This is a genomic window from Stieleria sedimenti (assembly GCF_025060895.1).
Taxonomy (GTDB): domain Bacteria; phylum Planctomycetota; class Planctomycetia; order Pirellulales; family Pirellulaceae; genus Stieleria; species Stieleria sedimenti.
This window is the reverse complement of record NZ_JANZKV010000125.1, coordinates 1-2,060: the sequence shown is the minus strand read 5'-3', so window position 1 is coordinate 2,060 and position 2,060 is coordinate 1. Positions and strand designations below refer to the sequence as shown.

The 2,060-nt window shown below is 52.6% G+C and carries 3 protein-coding genes and 1 pseudogene; all 4 read right to left on the bottom strand.

The features are described from left to right. Positions 1–122 (bottom strand): annotated as a pseudogene (locus tag NZK35_RS35085) (IS91 family transposase); the annotation flags it as partial. 126 nt (positions 123–248) lie between these two features. Beyond that, positions 249–614: a hypothetical protein gene (locus NZK35_RS16730; protein WP_259633678.1), complete on the bottom strand. Its 366-nt coding sequence runs from the start codon at positions 612–614 to the stop codon at positions 249–251. A gap of 770 nt (positions 615–1,384) precedes the next feature. After that, positions 1,385–1,660, bottom strand: coding sequence for a hypothetical protein (locus NZK35_RS16725; protein ID WP_259633677.1), 276 nt, complete (start codon positions 1,658–1,660; stop codon positions 1,385–1,387). A 19-nt stretch (positions 1,661–1,679) separates the two neighbouring features. After that, the coding region (locus NZK35_RS16720) for a cyclic-phosphate processing receiver domain-containing protein (RefSeq protein WP_259633676.1) at positions 1,680–2,060 on the bottom strand (381 nt) is incomplete at its 5' end.

The following is a 2,060-nucleotide window of genomic DNA, read 5'->3' as shown; positions in this document are numbered from 1 at the left end:
AGCGTCCGAGTGCGACAGTGTTGGATGCACCATGCGGCGCGAAGCATCTCCCGCGAGACGTGAAAACGTGAGGCGAAGGAGTCGAAATAGCGTCCGAAGATCTGTTGAAGCGTGATGGCCATCGGCACCTCGCAATCAATGTTTGCAGCTCAACCCGAAGGCCAGTTCAACGACGGCGATCAGCGGGCCGGGACGGTTGACTTTCCATTCGTGAAACCTCGCAAGCCCGGCTCCGTTGCATCGCATGGTTATTTGGCGGTATCCATTGCATCATAAACGATTTCAAGTTCGTCGTCGGAAAGTTCGGTGAGTCCGAAATCATCACGTATCTCATCCGGCACTCGGTGCATCGCGGCACCTCCAATCGCCATGCAGCGTCGGCACAATTCGGGAATATCAGCCTCGGCGGGAATTCGATAGCCGACCGGCACCCACGTGAACAAGCACCAGTCTCCGGTTGCTACGGTGATCCAGAATGAATTGCCAGCGTCTGGCCAGATTGCGCGGTCCTGAACTGATACCGTTACCTGATGTCGTCCGTTGATGCCGCACTTGATTCCGCTTTGTGCGAGTGCATCGCGAAATTCGGTGTAGGGCGTGATGTCGAAGTCCATGATCCAAATAACGGGACGAATTATCGGTCGGCGGCGAACCAACATTGCGATGGCCAAACCAACGATCTTCCGCCGGTCCGATACATTCGATGGTTCTGTCTAATTGTTGTCTCAAGCTCACACATTCGTCGTAACCTCGTCGCGCGTCCATGGGCGACGAAACGCACTATAGACCATGGATGCAATTGCGCCGAATACGAACCCCGACAAACATATGATCAATCTAATAGCGTTGTGGAAAGTTGGAGCCTCTGGACGACCCGCAAGTGCCGCCATTGGGCCTGAAGTGTGCAAAGAATGCTTCACTCCGTACTCCTGGAATCCGCTCGGAATTCGAGTGAAATCCGGAGATGATCTGTGCGGAGTTGCAATTAGATAGAGCGTGTGCGGAAATTGCCACGGTGATGAGGGAGAATCCGTCTCCGCGTAAAAGCCAAGCCAAAACACCAACCATGCCATGGAAGCAAATGAAAACGCCATGAGCGCCGCGCGTCTTTGCTTATATGCGATACCTGTCGTAGTCCCCAGCAAGAGAACAGTCGCGCAGACGACAAGAGTTCCAGTCCAAAGATTTGTGAGCGTGTAGGTTAGGCAGCAAATTGCCGCGTAAATGAAGACGAGAAGGAGCGTTCGAATAGAGAATCTCAGCACACGAAAAACTCCCTCTCGCTTGGCAAATTCATTGACAGAACGTCACCGTTCACCGGGCCGCGGCAAACGATGTTGATCTCAGAAACCGCGCGGCCCGCGGCGCCGTGTGCAACGGATTGTTATGCGTCTTCTTCAGGGTTCGTATCGGCGTCGTGAGCTGCAACCCGATCAAGAATACCGTCAAGTAGGCAGAACGTGACAGCACACAATACAAAGATACCGATTAACAGACCGGCAGTGGACAGCCCTTTTAGAATACCAAGGACAATTGTGAGGACAAGAAATACGGCCGTGAGTTCGCCGAACAGTAATTCGCTGGCGATCCAATGAACGAGCGGATGAATAGCTTGGAGAATTATTCGCATGGGGTAGCGAGTGTGTACTGGCAATTTCATCTCCGTTCGACTTCTTTGATCAGTGATTCCCGATCACGCGTTCAAATGAATGCAGAATTGAAGTTATGTTCTCCTTGCCGATCGGGTTCGCACTTTGGATCTCCCAAGCAGGAAGCGGTTTGTTTCTTTCAAGGCAGTATTCGGTGAGCCATTTCGCAGCGTCAAATCCACTCTCTTGGTCGCCAAGGTCATGATCGAAGCAAATCGCATCTGGTAAGCCGTTGGCAGTCACCCAGTCCACGAATGCACCGTATGTCTTGACCCATTCGACTGTGGGGTTTGGGATTGGGAAGTAGCCGTGCCATCGATCGTCAGACGGGTCTCGTTCGTCATCGAGCCACACCAGTGTATTTGAATTCGTCACCGACATCCTTTGCCGCATAACGAAATGCGATCTATC